General features: G+C 67.2%; 3 protein-coding genes. All 3 read left to right on the top strand.

Features of this window, described 5'->3' with window-relative positions; all coding sequences use genetic code 11:
• A partial coding sequence (locus tag AC1D00_RS36725; protein WP_477014039.1) for a maleylacetate reductase occupies positions 1-771 on the top strand: 771 nt, incomplete at its 5' end.
• 4 nt (positions 772-775) lie between these two features.
• Complete coding sequence (locus AC1D00_RS36720; RefSeq protein WP_477014038.1) at positions 776-2149, top strand: amidohydrolase family protein; 1374 nt, start codon at positions 776-778, stop codon at positions 2147-2149.
• Between the two features lie 21 nt (positions 2150-2170).
• A partial coding sequence (locus tag AC1D00_RS36715) for an NAD(P)-binding domain-containing protein (RefSeq protein ID WP_477014037.1) occupies positions 2171-2393 on the top strand: 223 nt, incomplete at its 3' end.

Below are 2393 nucleotides of genomic sequence, written 5' to 3'. Positions count from 1 at the left end.
GCGCTGGCACTGCGCACCGGCGTCAATCAGCTCTGCATCCCCACCACCTATGCCGGCTCGGAGATGACGCCGATCGTCGGCCAGACCGAGAAAGGCCTGAAGACCACAGTGCGCGATGCGGCCGTGCTGCCGGAGACCGTGATCTACGATGTCGATCTCACCTTGACGCTGCCGGCGAGCCTCGCCGCGACATCCGGCATCAACGCGATCGCGCATGCGGTGGAAGCGCTTTACGCGCGCGATACCAATCCCGTGACATCGCTGATGGCGGAAGAAGGCATTCGCGCACTCGCGCGTGCCCTGCCCGCCATTGCCGCCAAGAGCGACGACCGCGAGGCCCGTACCGAGGCGCTCTATGGCGCCTGGCTGTGCGGCGTCTGCCTCGGCACGGTCGGCATGGCGCTGCATCACAAGCTCTGCCACACGCTCGGCGGCACATTCGATCTGCCACACGCCGAGACGCACACCATCGTGCTGCCGCATGCGCTGGCCTATAACGCGCCCGCCGTGCCCGAGGCGATGGCGCGCGTCGCGCGCGCGATCGGCGCCGCCGATGCGTCGCAGGGACTTTACGAGCTCGCGAAGCGGCTGGGGGCAAAGTTGGCGCTGCGCGACGTTGGCATGCCCGCGAGCGGCATCGACAAGGCGGCTGATCTTGCCGTCACCAATGCCTACTGGAATCCGCGGCCGCTCGAGCGGGCCGCCATCCGCGACCTGATCGCGCGCGCCTGGGCCGGCGAGCCGCCCGCTGCCATCAAAGCGGTGGCCTGAAGCGATGCGGCGCACGCTGATCAGATCCGCCACGATCATCAGCATGGATGATGCGATTGGCGACCTCAGCACCGGCGATCTGCTGGTCGAAGGCAGCCGCATCGTCGACGTTCGGCCATCGATCGAGCTCGGCAGCGGCGCGGCCGAAACCGAGACCGTCGACGGCAAAGACCGCATCGTCATCCCCGGCCTCATCAACGCGCATATGCACACCTGGCAAACGGGCCTACGCGGCTATGCCGCGAACTGGACGCTGCTGGAATATTTCCGCCGCATGCATGCCGGGCTCGCGACCGTGTTCCGGCCCGACGACATCTACATCGCCACGCTGGTCGGCGCGCTGAACCAGATCAATTGCGGCACCACCACGCTGGTCGACTGGTGCCACAACAATCCGACGCCCGACCATACCGATGCCGCCGTGCGCGGCCTGATCGAGAGCGGCATCCGCGCCGCCTTCTTTCACGGCTCGCCGAAACCGGAGCCGAAGCCCGGCGAGCCGCATTTCTCGGAGATCCCGCATCCGCGCCGCGAGGTCGAGCGGCTGCTCGCTGGCCCCCTCGCCGACCGCGACGGCCTCGTCACGCTCGGGCTCGCGATTCTCGGACCGCACTATTCGACGCTCGACGTCGCCATGCACGATTTCCGCCTGGCGCGGGAGCTCAAGCTGATCGCCTCGATGCACCAGGGCGGCGGGCCGGCCAAGACGCCTGATGGCTGGGAGAAGCTGATCGCGGCCGGCCTCGTCGGCGCCGGAATCAACATCGTCCATGGCAATGATCTGCCCGATGAACTGCTCGACCGGATGGTCGATCTCGGCGTGTCGTTCTCGGTCACGCCCGAGAACGAGATGATCCAGGGCYACGGCTTCCCGATCACCGGACGGCTGCTGAAGCGCGGTGTGCGGCCGACGATCGGCATTGATCTGGAATCCGTGCTGGCCGGCGATCTCTTCTCCGCCGCCCGCGTCGCGCTGTCGATGCAGCGGGCGCTCGACAATGCGGAGTCCCGCCGGGACAGCGGCACCATTCCGGCGACCACCACCATCCCCGTGCGCGAAGCGTTACGCTGGATCACGACGGAAGGCGCCTGCATGCTCGGCCGCGAGAGCCAGGTCGGCTCGCTGACGCCGGGCAAGCTCGCCGACCTCGTCATCATCAACGCATCCGATCTCAACCTCTTCCCGGTGCACGACCCCGTCGCGACCGTCGTGATGCAGACGGGCCTCGCCAACATCGAGTCCGTCATGATCGGCGGGGCATGGAAGAAGCGGAACGGCCGGCTGCTGGTCGAGGGGCTGGAGGCGAAGAAGGAGCTGCTGGCGCAATCCGGCCGGCGGCTGGTGCAGGACATCGAACGACAGGGACGCGCCGCCTGAAGGCGCCAATGGACAACAACCATGACTGACGCTGCAAAAAATGTCGCTTTCATCGGGATCGGCAAGATGGGCCTGCCGATGTCGGTGCTCGTCGCCAAGGCCGGTTATGCCGTCACCGCGTTCGATCAGAGCGCGGCACGGGTCAACGAGGCATGCACACAAGGCATTTCGATTGCCGCCTCGCCGGCCGAGGCCGTGAGCGGCAAGGCGGCTGTTATCACGTCGCTGCCGGATGACGCAGCCT

The organism is Bradyrhizobium sp. P2_E8 (assembly GCF_056403875.1).
This window is presented reverse-complemented; position numbering and strand designations above follow the sequence as displayed.